The 19,210-nt window shown below is 40.7% G+C and carries 19 protein-coding genes; 11 read left to right on the forward strand and 8 right to left on the reverse strand.

The features are described 5' to 3' along the window. Positions 1-21: 21 nt before the first annotated feature. Both asnC and rluA read right to left on the reverse strand, forming a co-directional pair. A complete protein-coding gene (gene asnC / locus FM038_RS04045; RefSeq protein ID WP_142872069.1) occupies positions 22-483 on the reverse strand; it encodes a transcriptional regulator AsnC in 462 nt (153 codons plus the stop codon). 118 nt (positions 484-601) lie between these two features. Then, on the reverse strand, positions 602-1,279 hold the full coding sequence (gene rluA, locus FM038_RS04050) for a bifunctional tRNA pseudouridine(32) synthase/23S rRNA pseudouridine(746) synthase RluA (protein ID WP_142872070.1): 678 nt from the start codon (positions 1,277-1,279) through the stop codon (positions 602-604). A 231-nt stretch (positions 1,280-1,510) separates the two neighbouring features. Between rluA and FM038_RS04055 the strand changes: the two genes are divergently transcribed. After that, entirely contained in the window at positions 1,511-3,670 is a 2,160-nt protein-coding gene (locus FM038_RS04055; RefSeq protein ID WP_223292997.1) for a winged helix-turn-helix domain-containing protein, read from the forward strand. A gap of 455 nt (positions 3,671-4,125) precedes the next feature. Next, the gene (locus tag FM038_RS04060; protein ID WP_142872073.1) at positions 4,126-4,380 is read left to right on the forward strand and encodes a hypothetical protein; all 255 of its coding nucleotides are present in this window, start codon (positions 4,126-4,128) and stop codon (positions 4,378-4,380) included. Positions 4,381-4,677: 297 nt separating this feature from the next. On the opposite strand, the gene FM038_RS04065 is transcribed toward FM038_RS04060, so the two are convergent. From FM038_RS04065 to FM038_RS04075, 3 genes are all read right to left on the reverse strand, one after another. Then, positions 4,678-4,983 carry a hypothetical protein gene (locus FM038_RS04065; RefSeq protein WP_142872074.1) on the reverse strand — a complete coding sequence of 102 codons (306 nt, stop codon included), beginning with the start codon at positions 4,981-4,983 and terminating at the stop codon, positions 4,678-4,680. Positions 4,984-5,092: 109 nt separating this feature from the next. Beyond that, complete coding sequence (locus FM038_RS04070) at positions 5,093-5,635, reverse strand: class I SAM-dependent methyltransferase (protein ID WP_142872075.1); 543 nt, start codon at positions 5,633-5,635, stop codon at positions 5,093-5,095. Beyond that, a complete protein-coding gene (locus FM038_RS04075; protein ID WP_142872076.1) occupies positions 5,610-6,020 on the reverse strand; it encodes a hypothetical protein in 411 nt (136 codons plus the stop codon). Before FM038_RS04075 ends, FM038_RS04070 begins: the two co-directional genes overlap by 26 nt. Positions 6,021-6,239: 219 nt before the next feature. Here FM038_RS04075 and FM038_RS04080 point away from each other — a divergent pair, with 219 nt between their 5' ends. From FM038_RS04080 to FM038_RS04105, 6 genes are all read left to right on the forward strand, one after another. Then, the gene (locus FM038_RS04080) at positions 6,240-7,229 is read left to right on the forward strand and encodes a 2-hydroxyacid dehydrogenase (protein WP_142872077.1); all 990 of its coding nucleotides are present in this window, start codon (positions 6,240-6,242) and stop codon (positions 7,227-7,229) included. 97 nt (positions 7,230-7,326) lie between these two features. Then, positions 7,327-8,064, forward strand: a complete 738-nt coding sequence (locus FM038_RS04085) for a dienelactone hydrolase family protein (protein WP_142872078.1) — start codon at positions 7,327-7,329, stop codon at positions 8,062-8,064. 134 nt (positions 8,065-8,198) lie between these two features. Then, the gene (locus FM038_RS04090; protein WP_142872079.1) at positions 8,199-8,942 is read left to right on the forward strand and encodes a spermidine synthase; all 744 of its coding nucleotides are present in this window, start codon (positions 8,199-8,201) and stop codon (positions 8,940-8,942) included. 632 nt (positions 8,943-9,574) lie between these two features. After that, complete coding sequence (gene ahpC, locus FM038_RS04095; protein WP_142872080.1) at positions 9,575-10,144, forward strand: alkyl hydroperoxide reductase subunit C; 570 nt, start codon at positions 9,575-9,577, stop codon at positions 10,142-10,144. Between the two features lie 174 nt (positions 10,145-10,318). Next, positions 10,319-11,896, forward strand: coding sequence for an alkyl hydroperoxide reductase subunit F (gene ahpF / locus FM038_RS04100; protein ID WP_142872081.1), 1,578 nt, complete (start codon positions 10,319-10,321; stop codon positions 11,894-11,896). Positions 11,897-12,050: 154 nt separating this feature from the next. Further along, a complete protein-coding gene (locus FM038_RS04105) occupies positions 12,051-13,178 on the forward strand; it encodes a GGDEF domain-containing protein (RefSeq protein WP_142872082.1) in 1,128 nt (375 codons plus the stop codon). A 138-nt stretch (positions 13,179-13,316) separates the two neighbouring features. Here the strand turns inward: FM038_RS04105 and FM038_RS04110 are convergent, their stop codons facing one another. The 3 genes from FM038_RS04110 to FM038_RS04120 form a co-directional block, all read right to left on the reverse strand. Further along, a complete protein-coding gene (locus FM038_RS04110) occupies positions 13,317-13,511 on the reverse strand; it encodes a cytoplasmic protein (protein ID WP_142872083.1) in 195 nt (64 codons plus the stop codon). 127 nt (positions 13,512-13,638) lie between these two features. Then, entirely contained in the window at positions 13,639-15,027 is a 1,389-nt protein-coding gene (locus tag FM038_RS04115; protein WP_142872084.1) for a cytochrome C biosynthesis protein, read from the reverse strand. Positions 15,028-15,370: 343 nt separating this feature from the next. Beyond that, a complete protein-coding gene (locus FM038_RS04120; protein ID WP_142872085.1) occupies positions 15,371-15,796 on the reverse strand; it encodes a hypothetical protein in 426 nt (141 codons plus the stop codon). A gap of 383 nt (positions 15,797-16,179) precedes the next feature. Here FM038_RS04120 and ohrR point away from each other — a divergent pair, with 383 nt between their 5' ends. The 3 genes from ohrR (at position 16,180) to chrA (ending at position 19,159) form a co-directional block, all read left to right on the forward strand. Further along, complete coding sequence (ohrR, locus tag FM038_RS04125; RefSeq protein ID WP_142872086.1) at positions 16,180-16,629, forward strand: transcriptional regulator OhrR; 450 nt, start codon at positions 16,180-16,182, stop codon at positions 16,627-16,629. A 66-nt stretch (positions 16,630-16,695) separates the two neighbouring features. After that, complete coding sequence (locus FM038_RS04130) at positions 16,696-17,871, forward strand: glycerol-3-phosphate dehydrogenase/oxidase (RefSeq protein WP_142872087.1); 1,176 nt, start codon at positions 16,696-16,698, stop codon at positions 17,869-17,871. Between the two features lie 115 nt (positions 17,872-17,986). Then, complete coding sequence (gene chrA, locus FM038_RS04135; protein WP_142872088.1) at positions 17,987-19,159, forward strand: chromate efflux transporter; 1,173 nt, start codon at positions 17,987-17,989, stop codon at positions 19,157-19,159. Positions 19,160-19,210: the final 51 nt, after the last annotated feature.

Consider the following 19,210-nt stretch of genomic DNA (forward strand, 5'->3'; position numbering starts at 1 on the left):
AATAACTTATTTTTATTTGTTCTATGGTTTAACCGCCCTAACAATGGGGTTTTGTAAGCTGATAAGCGTCTCTGTTGACTGGATTTCATCGATGGATTGAATTCGATTGATGAGCACATGTTGCAATCCGTCGATGGATTGGCACATTACCTTTACAAAAACACTGTAGTTGCCTGTGGTGTAATAGGCTTCTACAACCTCTTCTAGCTCATTTAGCTTAGATATGGCTGCTGGGTAATCACCAGCACTCTTTAAGTTGATACCAATAAAACAGCATACATCATAGCCAAGGGCTTTGGGGTTAACCGTGATCTGGGCACCGGTAATAATGCCAGCCTGCTTCATTTTTTCTACTCGGACATGAATGGTACCTGCGCTGACGTTGAAACGCTTTGCCAGCTCAGCAAAAGGAGTTCTAGCCTCCTTCATTAATGCGGATAAAATGTGGTTATCTAGCTGATCTCTTTGAAATGATGCTTCCATAGTTAAATTCTACTAATAATGAGTATTAACTACTAATCTATCTTTTATCTTAAAGGTTTACTAGGTGAAGTGATGCTTTGGTTATAAATTATCAATAATATTTTTAGCGCTATGTATGTTACTGCTCTTTTTCTGGGAGCATAAATGGAGCTCCATAGCTAAAAGTAAGCTCTTTACCTGAATATGGCTGTTTAATCGTCAGTTCTTGAGCATGCAATAATAAGCGGCTTGCTAAGCGTTTAGCTAAAGGATCTGCATAGAAGTTATCACCTAGAATTGGATGACCTATCGCCATCATATGCACTCTGAGTTGATGTGATCGGCCGGTAATAGGTGTCAGCTTTACCAGTGTTGAGCGCTTGCCAAAACTGATCACTTCAAAATGAGTTATAGATGGCTTGCCAACGGTATGATCGACCATTTGCTTAGGGCGGTTAGGCCAATCACAGATCAAGGGGAGATCTATAGTACCTATTGGCGCCTTTATATGTCCTGCCACACGTGCATAATATGTTTTCTTAGTTTCGCGCTCTCTAAACTGTCTTTTTAGTTCTTTTTCAGCATTTCTTCTCAGGGCGACAACGATGACACCTGAGGTTGCCATATCAAGCCTATGCACTACCTGGGCATTCGGGTGTTGTTCTAAAACTCGACTATAGACACTGTCCTTATGTTCAGGGGCACGGCCTGGGACTGAAAGTAACCCCGAAGGTTTATTTACAACCAAAATATCTTTATCTTGATAGATGATGTCGAGCCAAGGTTCAGTAGGTGGGCAGTAAATAAAATCTGACATTGAAACAGCCTAAATGTGAATTCGACGCAAAGATACCTTTTACCTGATAGAGGAAGCAAGGTAAAAGTCATGCCTGTAAAATTTTCTTGCAATTTATTCACTGTATTTATATTTGACTTGTATTGATTTCATCTGTGTATATTGCTCTAATTTCACCACTTCTAATGTAAACCTCTTTCAAATCATTGATTAATTAACTGGTACTTAATGATAACCCAACCTAGATATCGCTTGGCTGACAGATTAATAGATCCTAGCCAATGTACAATTTTAAAAGATGGAACTTTACTCAAAGTAGAGCTTAGAGCGATGCAGGTCTTGCTCTGTCTAATTAAGCATGCAGGTGAGCCGGTTAGTAGGGATATGCTGCTAGATGAGGTTTGGTCAGGAGGTGAGGTTTCCGATAATGCGATTAATCGCATCATCGGTTTGTTGCGTAATCAGCTTGGTGACAATGCTAAGTCTCCTAGCTTTATTAAAACATTACCCAAAGTTGGTTATGTACTTATTGCCGAGACCTCTATTGTTAAAGAGGTTAGTAAAGAGGAAAAGTTTACTCAGGAGGTGATAGCGGGCAGTAATATTGATGAGAGAGATGGATCTGGGGCTCATTCAGCCAAACGTAGACTGTTTTCTTGGCTATATAGGTATTCTTGGTCGTTTACTTTATTTTTTATTGGCCTATTTTCATTATCTTCTTGGCTAACATTTCAGTATTTCTTCAAAAATCCTATCGATATCCCTGCATATCACAGTGCTGAACTTAAACGTTTAACTTTTTTAGATGGGCAGGAGTTTAGCCCTGTACTCTCACCTGATGGAAAGTACCTGGCTTTTTCACAGCGAGAGCTAGACGAAAAAAATTGGCGTATAGGTGTAATGGAGCTAGCAACTCGATCCATTGTTTACCTTGATGACCCAATGGATAGCCAAGGTTATCCGGCATTTAATCCTGATGGAACGAAATTAGCTTACCTTTCTTTCAATCAAGAAGGTGGCTGTAAAATAAATTTGGTTGAAATTAAAAACGGAAAATTTGGGGATATCGGTACAATAACTGATTGTAAGAGCCAGATGCAGGCAACTAGCATAGCCTGGAAACCTTCAGGTAAAAGTTTATTTTATATCGATGAAGATCATCAATATGATTACTTAACAGAAAAAAAAGTTTTTTCTGTTGCGATCAATGGTGAAGATAAGCAACAGATTACTCAGCCGTACTCTATAGGACGTGGAGATTATGCTTTAAGTCTTTCCCCTGATGGTAGGTATTTGGCAATAATAAGAAATGTTCGTTGGTATCAGACTCAGGTTATTTTACTGTCATTAGAAACTGGAATTTGGCAGGACCTTTTTACTGTCGATATTCTTTTGCATACAGTTTCATGGACTAGAGATAGTCGTTCTTTGATTTATCGCTCCTTATCCAGCCACCTTACTAAATTCCATATTGAGTCAAACTCCCACAGTCAACTTACAAATATCATGCAGCCTATTATTTCTCCTATTTCAAATCAGAATGGAGAAATTGTTGCAGTTCTTGGTGATTTTTTTAAAACTGAAATTTGGCGCCTTAAAACATCTATAAAAACGGGTTTAGATAATTTCTCTACAAATGACACTATTTGCTCGGCGCGCTACATATCTTCAAACGGTAAAAATGATAGAGCTACTACTAGTTTAGATGGAAGTAAGGTTGCATTTATTTCAGATAGAACAGGCGTTCCTGAAATTTGGTTAAAGCAAGGTACTGAGAATGAAGTTAAACTCAGCAACTTCGAAACTATTAATAATATAAAAGATATTAGCTTTTCCTCTGATGGTAAAATGATTTTAGGAAGGCTGAATAGTAAGCCATTTGTTTTTAATGTTTTAGAAAGGAAAATTAAATATATTAAAATAAAAAGTGCAGATGAAGTCTATAGTGTCTCTTGGGGTGATGGTATTGATTCAATAGTGGCTACAATTGATAGCCTTGGACAGTCTTCTTTAAAACTCATCGATATTGATTCTGGTGATATTATACAAACCTTGTCCGATGGCGGTGAATATGGAAAGTATTCTGGTGATGGTTCTTTTTATTTTACTAAGCGTTCAGGTGCTGGCTTATGGACCTTATATGATGGCAAAGAGATCTTGGTTGTTGATGACTTCAGTATTAGAAGTAATTTATCCTGGGTTATAAATAATGGATATTTATATAATTTAGTTAAAATATCTGGTTCGTATAGTTTGGAATTTATAGATATGAAGACATTTGACAAGACTCATATAAAGCTACCATTTGAGCATTTGAGGGGGCATTCTGTCTCTGTTGACGCTAATGGAGTTGCATATGTTGTGATATCGAGAGCAAAGAATATCGATGTGATACATATAGAATATAATTGATTAGCCTTGTTTGTTCTGTGTAAGCTGTTGTTTTTTATTGTCATCACTTTTATATCATTTTATTATTATGGTACAGAGTCTATAGAAGTAGGTAGTGTAGTTGTCAGACAGGTTAACTCAGCAACTTAGAAATTTAGTTTTTTGCTTTTGATGAACTTTACCCTGGGTTACGTCATTAATATGAATTCTTTCTGCAGATTTATTGAGTGTTTCAGCTGGTGCCCATGTATCTGGTCCATACATCGGGATTCTACTTGAAAAGAGTAGCAGTTGTAATAATTTGATATTTATTTGTATTTTGGAATGACTATGATGCTTTAACTAAACTGGCTGTGATTAACCTGTCAACCTTTTGTATTCTAATGTTGTTTTGTATTAGTATACTTTGCTTCATATCTTATCGCTAAGTTAATTACACTGATTGGTGTTAGTTTTAAAAAATATAAGGATTTATAATGAAAATTTCTACATTACTCAATACTGTTCTACTCTTTGCTGTCTGTGGCTCCGTTTCTGTCTATGCTACTCAAAGTTTTGTTGATGACAATACAATAAAAAATTCTTCTGAAATTGATTTTAATAGCGTTAAGTTTGATAAAGAAGTAACCGCCATTAAGGTGAACTTTTCAAAAGGTGAGAGTGATGATGTGATAATTGTTCCTATGGGGCAGTGCTCTCCAATGCCATTTTGCCAGCAGTTAGAAAGATAGCTTATAAATTTGAAGTGAATTTTGTCAAATTAGATGCGATAAAAAATGTATTTTTGTTAGCGTATTTCCATTTGCATACTACTTATCCTAACTACGTATGTTTGCAAACCTTGGACAAGAGATAGTGAAAATATAGTCATCTCCCCTTTTAGACATAGGTATAATCATATTGATTATACCTTTTTTTTGGTTCTTATTAGGAGAGCTATTAGCCGTATCATTCGTTAGCTTGTGTCTATTCGTAGTAGCCAGCAAAGCAATTAACTGTCAAAAATAAACTATTTCTGTTGTGATTAATTAAGAGAAGCTGTTGCCGTTCACGTGCATTAATGAAAAAGTCCAAACGACAAATGAGAGTAACGAATGAATTAAGGCATACACAGCCTGATCAAGACGATCCATTCCTCGAGCCTGGTATATTAATTGCCCATGAAGTATCACGATCACTGGAAATAATAGTAATACGGGGTAGAAGCTGACAGCATGGCTGAGTGCAAAGTGAGTATCACTGAAAAGAAGCCGACTCAAGAGTGCCCACAAGACCATGAGTCCGGTAAGCATGGGCGGAGCGATATTTCGAGACTGCTCAGAGTTTATAACCATATTCTATCTTCCTTGTAATATTGAGCTAGCTTTTGCTAGCTATCTACTCTTCTTATTCTGCTTTCCTAGCATGATAAAGTGCATCAAGGTCCATTCTAATCTGTTCAGTTTAGCAAATAGGTTTACGGGCTATCATTTGAGCCTTATAACTATAGTTGGCTGGATTAGATGCACTCACTACAGTCCCTTCAAAGTAATGCACTTGAGTCCATTTCTCAAATTGATTTTTAAGTTCATCTGTTTTAAGTAAAAACTTTGGGTTTTTAGGGCGGCCGATTTCAGCTTGCTTTTCGATAAAGGTCTCGTAAATCAGCAGTCCACCAGGTTTAATACAATTAGCTATTTGTGGGAAAATAGGTCGATGTAAATAGTTAAATACCAGCACGACATCGTATTTTTCTTCTGGCAATGAAGGTGCAGAACCATCTTCTAGATCCCACTCTAAATAGTGATGCTGCTCTAGCCGCTGCGAAAGACTAACTAGTGATTTATCGATAAAGGTTACATTATGACCTTTATCCACAAACCAGAGGCCATTTCTGCCACTGCCGCAGGCTAAATCGAGCACTTCACTTTTTTCGAGTTTGTTTAATACTTGGCTTTGGGTGATTAACTGAGAGGCTAGATCAGCCTTTAACTTCTTTTCTTGCATCGATTCTTCGTCCATGTATGACTGAAAAATGTCTTAATCCAGCTGGTCCGTGTGAAACAACAACAGAGAGCAGTAAGACTGTGATTAATAGTTCTGGCTTATAGCTTGCGAACGGAATGAACAAGGTTAATAGGCCTAGCTTTACCAAGGTTAAGACGCCTTTGAGTTGAATCAACCAGCGCCAATCTCTGATTATTTCCCATAGCATGAGTAATGAACCCGTAGTCATCGCCATACACCAATAGACAATCCATTGTTGTTTATCTACACCTAGTAAAATCCCGCCGCCAGCACCAGTAATGCCTAAAATATGTACTGCCCGTAGACTGGTTTTGCCCAACCTTTGGAACCAAAATTGTTTTTCAGATAGCTTAGATTTTTTCATATTAAGCAGGTATCGGCTTGGTATTGAAGAGGTGCAAGCTTATCAGGAAAACATAAAGTGTGAAGGGGTTTAAATCAAATTGATTTAATCAAAGTCACTGTAGCCCTTTATGGTATTGATACTCAAAAAGCATTTGCTTTATTTGGTGTTGATGACTTGTACCTATATGTTACAACAAGAGGTAAACTCTCGTGTATTCGTTAGTTGTTGGATTAAGTCATGAAAATCGGATTTTTTAGTGCTAAGCACTATGATATGGAACACTTTGATCGTACTAATCAGGGATTTGGTACATCGATTGAGTATTTTGATTATCGCCTCTGCATGAAGTCGGTTAAGTTAGCCTATGGTTTTGAGGCCATTTGTGCCTTTGTGAATGATTCATTATGCGAAGAAGTGTTAGTTGAGCTGGCTAAGAATGGCACTAAGATTATCGCCATGCGTTGTGCAGGTTTCAATAATGTCGATTTAGTAGCGGCTAAGCGTTTGGGACTGAGAGTCGTGAATGTTCCTGCTTATTCCCCTGAGTCAGTAGCGGAGCACACCATAGCCTTGATGCTGACATTGAATCGTAAAGTTCATAAGGCTTATCAGCGAACCCGAGATGCAAATTTTTCCTTAGAAGGTTTAGTTGGCTTCAACATGCATGGCCGTTCTGTCGGTGTGATTGGAACAGGTAAGATAGGTTTGGCGACAATTAAAGTCTTACTGGGATTTGGCTGCAAAGTTATCGCTCATGACCCATATCCAAATCAGTCTGTGTTAGATCTCGGGGTGGAATATGTCTCCCTCGATGAGATGTATCCTGTCTGTGACATCATTACACTGCATTGCCCTCTCACCGATGATAACCATCATCTATTATCTAAATCTAGCTTCGATAAGATGAAAGCGGGTGTCATGGTGATCAATACCAGCCGTGGAGGTCTGCTCGATGCCTTAGATGCTATGGAGGCATTAAAAACGGGGAAACTTGGTGCTTTAGGCTTAGATGTATATGAAAATGAGAAAGAACTGTTTTTTGAAGATAAATCGAATGAGATCATTCAGGATGATATCTTCAGGAGATTATCGGCTTGTCATAATGTTATTTTCACTGGCCATCAAGCCTTCCTCACAGAAGAAGCGCTAGACGCTATCGCAGTAACGAGTCTTACAAATATACAGCAATTACTTCAAGGTGATGCCTGTCCAAATGAGCTGCTCTAATGGGGTTCCTGAAATAGGCTAGAAGCTATTTAAAGGGTTAACTTTGGCTCTAATAGGGTTGATAAATTACAGTAAATACAATTACAGGAAGCAAATTATGATGGTTCACCAAGAAGTTCATGATATTTCAACTCAGACCGGCATGATGAGAACCTACCTCTATCGCCCAAAGGCTGATGGACAGTTTTCTACTGTTATTTTTTATTCAGAAATCTTTCAACAAACAGCACCGATTGCTCGAGCGGCAGCCATGCTTGCTGGACATGGCTTCGTAGTATTGGTACCAGAAGTATTTCATGAATTGAACCCTATAGGCACAGTTTTAGCTTATGACGATGCTGGCAAAGATAAGGGTAATGAGGACAAGTTTGCTAAGCCATTAGAGGCTCATGATTCAGATGTTGAGGCATTAGTTAGTTTTGCTAGGTGCCAGTCATTTTGTAGTAGTCATGTGGGGAGCATGGGGGTTTGTATTGGCGGGCACCTCGCTTTCCGTGCAGCGATTAATCCGGATATCTCTGCCGCTTTTTGCCTCTATGCTACCGATATCCACTCGAATACCTTGCCATGTAAAGCAGGTAATGACTCACTCAGTCGTACCCAAGATATCCAGGGAGAGTTAGTGATGGTCTGGGGTAAGCAAGATCCCCATGTATCGAGTGAAGGACGCAAGTTAATTTATGCTAAGTTAGAAGAGACTGAGAGTAACTTTAGTTGGCTTGAAGTTAACGCAGAGCATGCCTTTATGCGTGATGGTGCAGATAGATACGATCCCGCGCTTGCAATGCAGATGTATCAACAGGCCACGTCTTTTTTTCATCGTTTACTCAGATAGGTTACTTTAGTCTATTTGCTGGAGGGTCATTGGTGGGCGGCATCCTTGTATCCACCAATGCTCTGTGAATGAATATTTCCTTTCATGGATTGCAGTTCGTATAATACCGGCTCAATTTTTAGGAATAGCAGCAGATGCAAGACGAACAGATCCTCCACCAAAGCGAAGATGAATTTGGCCCGCTGATTGTGCTAGATGATAAACATATGCGGGTATTATCATTTGGCGATAATGATGAACAGAGCAAACTACTAAAGTCTGAGCCTCATTTACCCCAACACCTCTATCTGCAGGCTATGTTACTGGTGCTGCTGTTTATAAAGCCTAAGCGGGTGATTATATTAGGGCTAGGCGGGGGCGGATTGATCCATGCGCTACGTAATTTTGATCGTGGCTTAAAGGTGACCGCAGTGGAGCTAAGGCAAGGCGTAATCGATATCGCTAAGCGCTACTTTCAGCTTCCCATAGGGAAAAAGCTTACCGTGGAGCATCAAGATGCTAAACAGTTTTTAGCCAAACGGGAGCATAAGAAGGCCGATGTGATCTTTGCTGATATCTACGATGGCCAAGGCGTCGATGAAAGTCAGCTTACAGAGGCCTTTATTGCCGATGCCGCAGCCATGATAAAAGCCGATGGTTACCTGGTACTTAACTGTTGGAAAGAGCATAGCCAGAACTTAGCTTTGCTTGGCCACCTACAAAAGCACTTTGTGAATGTTAGAGCCTGTCTCACTGGCAGTGGCAACTGGGTGGTGTTTGCAGGTAAACAGGGCTGCGATATGGGCGCGGCTGAAATTAAAAGATCGGCTAATCAACTGGGGCTGCAGCTGGATTTTAATATTGGCCGACATTTGAGTCGGTTTGGCCTTTGGGAATAACAAGTTGGCAATAGAGAGTTACTAGCTTCGAATGAAGCTTGATGACATTTTCTTTTGGTTTATTCTCTAGTAGGTCGTTGCCCAGTCTCTTCGATTGCTGTTCATTGTTAAAGTCCTAGTAGCACTTCTTCGTGCTCAGTATTTGGGTCAGAGTAAAATAGCCTCTAAAAGAAAATAGGATCAGAGTAATATTTCACTTCTGCCACCTCAGAGCTCGAGTTTGGTATCAGTTTTCGGAGTGGAAAGACCTCTCTTTGAATCGAATTTATATCTAAGAGCCACGCCGTGTCACATATGTGTTGACGCATCCCCCACCGAGTAGGTGTTAGGTAGCAATAAAGGATTGGCATACGATAAACTGCCAAAAGCCAATCCCGCTAAATGAATCCAGCTCTAAGCTACTCGCTAGTAATACCAATCGGTATAACCCACTTTGTATGCTGCCTAAACAACGAGACCCTAATTCAGTTTGTTAATTGTACATCAAGCTGCATTTCGTAAAAACCGATTAGGATGATAGGTTTTACCCGTTATCCTTAATCGAACTCCTTGGTTATTATCTTCACATCGAAAACGAACTGACGGATCAACCCCGTTAGTTGAAAGATTTAATAACCTTTACGGAGCACAACATGCATCAGTCAATTATCAACACAACAATCCAGCCTTTCTCTGCAACAGCTTTTCATAATAACGATTTCGTTGAGGTTTCTGAGCAAGACCTTCTAGGCAAATGGTCTGTTGTTTTCTTCTACCCTGCTGACTTTACATTCGTATGTCCTACTGAGCTAGGCGATATGGCTGACCATTACGCTAAGCTACAAGAGATGGGCGTTGAAGTTTACTCAGTTTCGACTGACACTCACTTCACACATAAAGCATGGCACGATACTTCTGACACTATCAACAAGATTAAGTACCCAATGATTGGTGATCCAACTGGCGCAATTACTCGTAGCTTCGGTGTGATGATTGAAGAAGATGGCCTAGCACTTCGTGGCACTTTTGTTATCAACCCTGAAGGTCAGATTAAAATTGCTGAAGTTCATGACCTAGGCATTGGCCGTAGCGCATCAGAGTTAGTTCGTAAAATCCAAGCTGCACAGTATGTTGCAACTCACGATGGCGAAGTTTGTCCAGCTGCATGGCAGCCAGGTGCAGAGACTCTAGCCCCATCTCTAGACCTAGTCGGTAAAATTTAATTTTACTCTAAACCAATCATTTGCTTCATCTCCTGAATGATTGGCGGCTTAAGTGCATAAATATTTAGTACTTAAGCCCAGATTTATCTCCTTTGCTAGCTCCAATCCCCCCTTTTAGATTAGGGCTAGCGAACTTCATCTATGTAAAACATATTCTATTCTCTAGGAGTCATCATGTTGGATGCGAATCTAAAAAATCAACTGAAAACCTACCTGCAAAACCTCAAGCGCCCAGTTGAACTTGTCGTGTCTGCAGATGATAGTCCAAAAGCACTTGAGCTTAAGTCACTGGCACAAGATATCGATAGCCTGTCTTCATTGGTGTCAATATCTGAAGCTCAAGGCGCAAGAATGCCTTCTATGAAGGTGACTAGCCCAGAAACAGCTACAAGCATAACCTTTGCTGGATTGCCTATGGGCCATGAATTCACCTCATTAGTACTAGCATTACTGCATACTGGTGGCCACCCATTAAAATTAGATGAGCAAGTCATCGCACAAATTAAAGCGCTACCGGGTGAGTACCATTTCGAAACTTATGTGTCACTGAGCTGCCAAAACTGCCCTGATGTGGTTCAGGCATTGAACATGATGGCCGCAGTCAATCCAAATATTACGAATGTGATGATCGATGGTTCACTGTTTCAAACTGAAGTATTTGAGCGTGACATATTAGCCGTGCCTTCCGTATACCTAAATGGTGAACCTTTTGCACAGGGACGGATCAGTCTAGGTGAGATACTGAATAAAATTGATACTGGTGCAGCGAGTCGTCAAGCTGAGCAACTCGATAAGAAATCTGCCTTTGATATGCTTGTTGTCGGCGGTGGTCCAGCAGGTGCTGCTGCGGCAATCTATTCGGCGCGCAAGGGGCTAAACACAGGTGTTGTAGCCGATAAGTTTGGTGGACAAGTCGCTGAAACAGTAGCTATTGAGAACTTTATTTCAGTAAAAGCAACAGAGGGTCCAAAGCTGGTTGCTAACCTTGAATCCCATGTGCGTGAATATGATGTCGATGTGATGGACAATCAGCGTGGCGTAAAGCTAACACCTAACCAAGGTGCGAATGGTTTTCATGAATTAGAACTTGAAAATGGTGCCAAATTGCAGAGTCAGACCTTGCTTTTAGCGACAGGTGCTCGCTGGCGTGAAATGAATGTACCTGGTGAGCAGGAGTATCGTGGTAAGGGCGTTGCTTACTGTCCCCATTGCGATGGCCCCTTGTTTAAAGGTAAGCGAGTTGCAGTCATAGGTGGTGGTAACTCTGGTATAGAAGCGGCAATAGATCTGGCAAACATTGTTGAGCATGTTACCGTGCTAGAATTCGATTCTAAGCTTAGAGCCGATGATGTACTGCAACGTAAAGCTGCATCTATGGGCAATATTAAAATCATCACTCAGGCTCAGACGACTGAAGTACTTGGTGATGGTTCACGAGTGAATGGCCTTAATTACACTGATAGAGCCACTGGTGAGCAGCATAGGGTTGAGCTTGCAGGCATCTTCGTTCAGATAGGTTTAATTCCTAATACAGAGTGGCTTAAAGGTGTTGTCGATTTAACCCCAAGAGGTGAGATCATTGTCGATGAGCGTGGTCAAACATCTATTCCTGGTGTATTTGCAGCGGGTGATGTAACAAATTCACCTTATAAGCAGATCATTATTGCCATGGGGAGTGGTGCTACTGCTTCTTTAGGGGCTTTTGATTATCTGATCAGAAATAGTGTGCCGGAGCAAAAGTCGGCAGCCTAAAGCACTCAGTAATTTCCAAATAAAACCGTCAGCGATTTTCAAATAGAGCAGTCAGCCATAAATGCTGGCTGTTTTTTTTTGTCCGTTTATAATCACAAGCTAAAGCAAGTTAAAAAGCTGAAATTAAAGGTTTTACAATTAGTCGGGTGATTAAATGGATCTAGTTTTACCCTCATCGGAAATGCAATTAAAAAAAGAATGTCATCTATATCTAATAAAAGGTGGCAAGTGGGCGGCATTAATGTCGGTGTTTATTTTAGTTGCTATGCTGGCAAATATTGCCTTTCAAACTTCTAAAGTATTGCTCGCATCGAATATCATTTTATATATGTTACCTATTTTGCTCACTATTTTTGCTGCCGGTGTCGTGGTTCGAGTGTATTCAACTCACGAGATATCTAATAAAGCATTTCTAACCTATCTCTTTGCTTTAGAGTTCAGCTGGTTATTTTTGATCTGGATGATATTTGATAGCTCAGAAGATATTTTTGCCGGCAATGCAGCTCTGGCTGGTGTCGAGTCCATCGTAGATGTGCTTGTTTTAACTTTTGCAATCGCGCTATTTTGCGATAGAAAAATAATGTTGATGGGTGTGTTACCTTTAATGCTACTGAGCTTTTTTCTACGGGTAACAGAGATCCCAGATAACTACTTTTTTCCTTTAACTAAGTTTCTCTGTTTCTTTGCAATTATAGTTTCAGGGCAGAGAGTGCTTTACACTTGGTTTGAAAAAGCCATTGTCAGAGACGTTGAAAAGCAACATTTATTAAAGCATTTCAGGCGAATGGCGTTAGTAGATGGATTGACTAATATCAGTAATCGCCGCCATTTTGACGAAATATTATCCCAAGAAATTCGAGCCGCTGAGAGAAATAATCATCCACTTTGTTTGATCTTAATCGATGTCGACTTTTTTAAAAGATTGAATGATAGTTTAGGCCACCAAGTTGGAGATGACTGTTTGGTGGCTTTAGCTAAAGTGCTGACAGGAGTGGCTAACCGCCCTAGAGACCTTGCCGCGCGCTATGGCGGTGAAGAATTTGTTATTTTACTGCCAGATACTGATTTGGATGGAAGCCTGAAGATTGCAGAAAAATTGAAAATGCTATTGGCGAAGGCTAAAATTAGTCATCCAGATTCCGAGGTTAGTCAGTTTGTCACAGTATCTCAAGGTGTTTGCCAATGGAAAGCTGAAATGGGACAAGAGCAGTTGATGGAGAGTGCTGATAAGCTACTTTATAAAGCTAAATCATCAGGAAGAAATCAATACATGCTTGAATGAGCGATGTATAAGTCACTTGTTGATATTGATGGGATAAAAAAACTCAACATCTAATGTAGATATTGAGTTTTTATTATCTGACTCTGACTCTGACTCACTTGGCTTTGGTTCAGTTGACTATGGTTTAACTGAGTTGAGTCAGACTTTAATGTTGATATTGTGACCAGAGTTACCCACTGGCGTAGAGGTTGCTGGTTCAGCTGCTTGGATAAGTTGAAGAGCTATATCACCTTCTACTTCTTGCTGCTCTTTCGCTAACTGCGCGACTTTGACACCAATATTGCCATTACTTAAGTTAGGTTCAATATTCGCTGTACCTATTGTAACTGCCATTGAGCTTTCCCCATTTAAACTCGTTATTTCAATATAGTGTTATCGACAGACTTTGGCGAACCTTTAGCCATTTTTTATCTATGGGGCAGCTAAATATCAGCGGCCCACCGACTTTTACCGAGAAGAATTACCTGATCACCTTGCGGATCATCGTAATGATAAGGCTGAGTAGAATGGACCCTGCAATTAGCATGATAGCGAGCACCGGACTTTGCAGTGAAACTGGGTCTATTGCCAGCATGATACCCATGCCTACCATCATGATCCCAGACATCAATTTAAGTGTTTGACCCTCTTTTTCTGTCAATTTACGTTTCCCCATTGTTGCGCTAAACACAATAACTATGATTGCCAATGGGATAACATAAACGATGTTATAAAAAACCAGGTACATATAGCGCTCTATATCAGGGAGATCATGCATTGAGAGCACGCTGGTATAGATCATTGGAAAACCTGCGGTACAAAGCAGTTCGTAGGCGTTGGCTAAAATCGATAATACAACAGTGCCACCTATCATGGCTGCCATTGAGCTTGCGTTGGTTAATTTCCCCATACGCTTTATCAAGCCGGTACGGTTCTCTGCCGACATCGATAGACTCACTTCTCCTTTAGTAAAGAAGTAGTCTTTGATATTAATGAGCCCGGCAACGAGTGCTAATAACCCAGCACCGAGAATGATCAAACTGCCATCACTTCCCGCACCAAGTAAGGTGAAGATGTTGAGCCAGGCGATCATAAACAGGAAGTAGATAAAGCCTGAGAAGAAAACAAATATTCCACCAACAATCAGCATCCGTGTTCGGCTTTTAGCGTTAACCATGATTGATAGCAAAAATAGTAAAACGAAGAATGCGCAGGGATTAAAAGCATCTACGCCAGCTAATACCACAGTGAGTAAAGGTAGGGATAATTTTTCCGGAGCAACAACGCCAATAAAAGGCAGTTCAACCGGCTGTACACTCGCGAGCTCTGTCTCATTACTGCCTAATTCGCAGGTTCCCTCTGATGCAGTCTCACTGCAAGTGCCAAATAGAGGTGCATGCTCCTCTTCACCGAGAGTCGTTTCAGGATCATCATCAATCACAGTCCCGCCTAATGAGCGATAGCAAGCTTTGAGATTGTTAAGCAGGTATTTTCCAGTAACCGCTTCACTACCGTAGCCGACAGTGGCTTTATCACAGGCCGCAAGATAAGGCACCGAGCGGGCTGGAGTTTCGGTTTTTTCGGCTATGCTTTGCCAAATATCCATGGTTCCTGGCTCTGAAACTAGATGAGCTTGCAGATCTATCCAAGGGTAACGTTCAGCTAAAGAATCTATAAAAGGGTGGGCTTGTGCACAGTGCGGACATGTCTTAGACCAAAAGAAGTAGAGCTTTATTTTTAGCTCTCCTTTGTGATCAACATAGTGCCAGGTCTTATCTTGATGTTCAGCCTGAACGGGGGCAGGTGTATTTGCTAAGGTGGAAAATGAACTCAGGCAAAAAATGATAAGTAAGAGTATTGCTTTAACCATGCTCCCTCCAATGGGGTACGATAGAAATTGTTCTGTAATAAATATCTTACTAATATTTATCATTATGGATAAATTTGTATTCAATAAATGCAACAGAAATCTCGATTTAATTGGAATTGGGAACTGGGGCTGATTTATCGAATATTGTTTAAACTAAATGTCATCGGAGTTGTCACTGTGGGGCAATCATTGTGGGATTTGCATCATTGTGGGATTGGCATCATGTTGGAGTTATTCGTTAAAAGTCTGAGGCAGACAGATTAATGAGAGCCAGAGGTTGGCTCATCATCTTTAATCATATAGTGTTTTTTCTCGTGTCAGTTTGAGCTTGTTGCTTGAGCTTTCATTTTTCAGAGTGAGTGTTTGCTAGCATCTTGTCATGTTGTGATGCTTCATTATGACACCAACTGATATTTACATCTCTAAGCTCTTCGCTACTCGCGGTTAATATGCGGCTGATAATAGGTGCAGAGTAGCTAGATTTAGTCAGGTACTCTTTTATTCTATCGATTCTGCGATTGGCCAGCCACATATTGTATTTACGTACATTTGTATCTTGCTGTTGTTCCTGTATCTGGAACTCGAGTAGTAGATAACCTGACTTACCTGCTGATGTTTCGATTAATTCATCAAGCTGTTTAGTATATTGGCTTGGGAAATATGAACTATTTTTGGCATAAGGGATTTCTGTTATATGCGTATTGATATCACAGTGAGCCAGAGCGCCGCTGGTAAACAGTATAATAAAAAGGGAAATGATTGCTTTCATCTTCAACTCCTTTGAAGCAATGCCCAGAAGGCCATATGATTAGATAAATATTTATGGTCTAGATAGGTAATTTTAGGTGCAAATTTAAGTCAATGCAGGATTAAAATCAATCCATTGAATCGTTAGTTTTTTTGACAAAAGTGCATTGATGGACGTGAGATTACTAGTGTCATTTATCAGACGGAAACTAAAGCCTTTGTGGGCTTCACTTATCGGACTTTAATGACATTTTATTGACTGCTAAATAAACTAAAATAAAAATATATAATTTACATAAGGCAAGTAGATTTCATGTTCAGATCTCGGCTTTTGGTTAAATAAAGTCGCTTTACTCCTTAAAAATAAGTATATTGTGCACAATGTAACTAATCAGTGTTTCTATTATGTCTAAAACTCAAGACCTCAATCCACTATCACTCGATAATCAAGTCTGTTTTTCTCTCTATAGTGCGGCCAATGCTATGGTGAGAGCCTATCGTCCTTTATTGAATGAATTAGACCTGACTTACCCTCAATATTTAGCCATGATGGTACTTTGGCAGCATCAAGGCATTAGTGTGAAAACGTTAGGGGATAAGTTGCACCTTGATTCCGGGACCTTAACGCCCTTATTAAAGCGTCTTGAGTCTAAGGGCTGGATAAGCCGTGGTCGAAGTGAAACTGATGAAAGAGTTCGGGTGCTACATGTGACCGACTCGGGGACTGCACTTAAAGAACTTGCAGCAAAAATTCCACAGCAGATGCGATGTAAGCTAGGTGCTGACGCTGAAAGCTTTACTGAGCTCAAAACACTCTGTGATCAAGCTTACCAAGTATTAAGTGCTGAAAAATAATTGAGCTTGTAATTTTTGTTAAACATTTGTGTTATCTTGGTTTTATCCTAGCTACGAGAATAAACCATGGATAGAGTTGATCTAGTTATCATTGGCGGAGGGATCAATGGTGCAGGTATAGCCCAATGCGCCGCAGCTGCAGGATATCGTGTACTACTGCTTGAAAAAGGAACGGTTGGCGGAGAAACTTCTGCTAATTCGAGTAAGCTGATCCACGGTGGTTTGCGCTATCTTGAAGGCGGTCATATATCTCTAGTTAAAAACTCTTTGACAGAGCGACGTACATTATTGCGGTTAGCGCCACACCTAGTAAAAGCCATTCCTTTTTACATTCCTGTTTATGCAACAAGTCAACGTAACCAATGGATAATTCGCGCAGGCTTAACAGCCTATTCAGTGCTGAGTGAGTTCGACCCATTAGGTAGGTTTAGAAGCTTACCTGTTGAGGAGTGGGGCCAGCTTTCAGGATTGAAATTGCAAGGGCTAACTGCAGTTTTTCAGTATTGGGATGCCCAAACTGATGATAAAGCCTTGACTAAAGCTGTGATGAGATCGGCTGTGGATCTTGGTGTTCAATCCATTGAATATGCACAATGTGAAGGGATAGTGCATAAGCCTGACTACTGTGAGGTTAATTATATTCATCAAGGTAATCAGGTTTCACTTAAGGCTGCGTGTGTTATTAATGCAGCGGGCCCTTGGGTGAATGATATTATTGACTGCGTTATTCCCCCAATGGGTAAACAAGAGGTTGATCTGGTTCAAGGGACACATCTATTGCTGGATATCCCTGCTCCAGATGGCATTTTGTATTTAGAGTCTTGTTTCGATAATCGAGTTATATTTGTGATGCCTTGGAAGCAAAAAACCTTGATTGGCACGACTGAAACCCTCTTACCTGAGCTAAATGGCAAACCAGAGTCGACTCGAGAGGAATGCAATTATTTATTGGGCATTTATCTGCATTACTTTTCGAACTTTGACAGTATCGAAGCGCTAGAGTCATTAGTCATTGAAACACTCTGTGGTGTCAGGGTTTTGCCAAAAGAGAGTGCCAATTCTTTCGATCGCACACGAGAGAGTTTTATAAAGACCAGCATCACTCATCCTAGATTGCTGACACTATATGGTGGGAAACTCACCACCTTCAGAGCAACGGCAAAAGAGGCTGTTCAGTGGTTAGAGGTAACACTAGGCAAAAAGGTGGCAATAGCAGACGTGGATAAACTCCCCATTCTTTAAGCGTTTACCCTCAACTTAATTATAATCTATCAGCCTCGTCACTTGATTCACTTCTTGTCATACAGCTGTCACCTAAGCGTCATACAATGCTAAAAATTTTATGTATAAGCATCTTATGTGGCAAATCTTTGTTCGTTTTTTATCTCTGGGTCTCGTTAGTTTCGGTGGCCCAGCAGCGCATATTGGTTATTTCAGACAGGCTTTTGTCAGTGATTTAAAGTGGCTGGATGATAAACACTACGCGAGTTTAGTGGCTCTCAGTCAGTTAATGCCGGGACCTGGCTCTAGCCAAGTGGGCTTTGCGATTGGCTACCACAAGGGCGGATTACTCGGTGGGGTGGCTGCATTTATCGGTTTTACCCTTCCTTCATTTATCTTGCTGTTCGTACTGGCAGTAACGAGTGCACAATGGCTCGATTCGAGCTTATTTCAAGGTGCAATACATGGTTTTAAGTTGCTTGCAGTAGTCGTGGTAGCTGATGCAGTGTGGATCATGTTTAACCAGTTCTGTCGTGCTCATGTAGCCAAATTACTCATGTTAGTGAGCTGTACCGTTCTCATCGTTTATGCGTCCTTGCTAAGTCAGGTTTTATTGTTAGTTGTAGCAGCTGCAACTGGGGTTAAATATCTTGCTCCGGCTAAAGCAGAATTGGATTATTCAGTCGATGACAGCAGCCAGGATATCTCTCTTGGCTATGGCTGGCTTGCTTTATTTATCGGCTTGTTTGCTGCCTCTTTGGCGATGATCGCATTTGATTCTCAGCTAGGGCATTTATTTGGACAATTTTATCAAGCGGGAAGTCTCGTCTTTGGAGGAGGACATGTCGTCTTACCTTTACTTGAGACTATAGTCGGTGATGCAATGAGTGGTGATCGCTTTCTTACTGGTTATGCTTTAGCGCAAGCCGTTCCTGGACCCATGTTTGCCCTCGCGGCTTTTCTTGGTGCAGAACTTTGGACACAATCGCCTTTACTCGGGGCGCTAGTGGCGACATTGGCCATCTTCCTTCCCGGTTTTATCTTAATGCTGGTGGCACTGAAAACCTGGTCGTCCTTGAGTGCAAGGCCCAATATTTCCGGCGCTTTAGCTGGGATTAATGCTTGTGTGGTCGGATTTTTAATCTCAGCGCTTTATATGCCAGTATTTACCAGCGCCGTGATTGCGCCTTTAGATATGGCGTTGGTTATTGCTGGTTTTGGGGGCTTAAAACTGTTTAAGCCAAATATCTTATTCTTGGTTCTGAGCTTCGTATCGGCAGGGATATTAGTTAAATTGCTAGTTATCTAGCTTGAATAGGATTAGCTAGATAGTAGGAGGGGAAAGTCATTCCCTCTTTAT

It is taken from the genome of Shewanella eurypsychrophilus (assembly GCF_007004545.3).
In the GTDB taxonomy this organism is placed as follows: domain Bacteria; phylum Pseudomonadota; class Gammaproteobacteria; order Enterobacterales; family Shewanellaceae; genus Shewanella; species Shewanella eurypsychrophilus.

What these genes read in the sequence shown, in the direction of transcription:
- ahpF (WP_142872081.1), top strand. Translation starts at nt 10,319, where the DNA reads ATGTTGGATGCGAATCTAAAAAATCAACTGAAAACCTACCTGCAAAAC.
- ohrR (WP_142872086.1), top strand. Translation starts at nt 16,180, where the DNA reads ATGTCTAAAACTCAAGACCTCAATCCACTATCACTCGATAATCAAGTC.
- FM038_RS04130 (WP_142872087.1), top strand. Translation starts at nt 16,696, where the DNA reads ATGGATAGAGTTGATCTAGTTATCATTGGCGGAGGGATCAATGGTGCA.
- FM038_RS04065 (WP_142872074.1), bottom strand. Translation starts at nt 4,983, where the DNA reads ATGGTTATAAACTCTGAGCAGTCTCGAAATATCGCTCCGCCCATGCTT.
- FM038_RS04085 (WP_142872078.1), top strand. Translation starts at nt 7,327, where the DNA reads ATGATGGTTCACCAAGAAGTTCATGATATTTCAACTCAGACCGGCATG.
- FM038_RS04110 (WP_142872083.1), bottom strand. Translation starts at nt 13,511, where the DNA reads ATGGCAGTTACAATAGGTACAGCGAATATTGAACCTAACTTAAGTAAT.
- FM038_RS04075 (WP_142872076.1), bottom strand. Translation starts at nt 6,020, where the DNA reads ATGAAAAAATCTAAGCTATCTGAAAAACAATTTTGGTTCCAAAGGTTG.
- FM038_RS04105 (WP_142872082.1), top strand. Translation starts at nt 12,051, where the DNA reads ATGGATCTAGTTTTACCCTCATCGGAAATGCAATTAAAAAAAGAATGT.
- ahpC (WP_142872080.1), top strand. Translation starts at nt 9,575, where the DNA reads ATGCATCAGTCAATTATCAACACAACAATCCAGCCTTTCTCTGCAACA.
- chrA (WP_142872088.1), top strand. Translation starts at nt 17,987, where the DNA reads ATGTGGCAAATCTTTGTTCGTTTTTTATCTCTGGGTCTCGTTAGTTTC.
- FM038_RS04080 (WP_142872077.1), top strand. Translation starts at nt 6,240, where the DNA reads ATGAAAATCGGATTTTTTAGTGCTAAGCACTATGATATGGAACACTTT.
- FM038_RS04120 (WP_142872085.1), bottom strand. Translation starts at nt 15,796, where the DNA reads ATGAAAGCAATCATTTCCCTTTTTATTATACTGTTTACCAGCGGCGCT.
- FM038_RS04115 (WP_142872084.1), bottom strand. Translation starts at nt 15,027, where the DNA reads ATGGTTAAAGCAATACTCTTACTTATCATTTTTTGCCTGAGTTCATTT.
- FM038_RS04060 (WP_142872073.1), top strand. Translation starts at nt 4,126, where the DNA reads ATGAAAATTTCTACATTACTCAATACTGTTCTACTCTTTGCTGTCTGT.
- asnC (WP_142872069.1), bottom strand. Translation starts at nt 483, where the DNA reads ATGGAAGCATCATTTCAAAGAGATCAGCTAGATAACCACATTTTATCC.
- rluA (WP_142872070.1), bottom strand. Translation starts at nt 1,279, where the DNA reads ATGTCAGATTTTATTTACTGCCCACCTACTGAACCTTGGCTCGACATC.
- FM038_RS04090 (WP_142872079.1), top strand. Translation starts at nt 8,199, where the DNA reads ATGCAAGACGAACAGATCCTCCACCAAAGCGAAGATGAATTTGGCCCG.
- FM038_RS04070 (WP_142872075.1), bottom strand. Translation starts at nt 5,635, where the DNA reads ATGCAAGAAAAGAAGTTAAAGGCTGATCTAGCCTCTCAGTTAATCACC.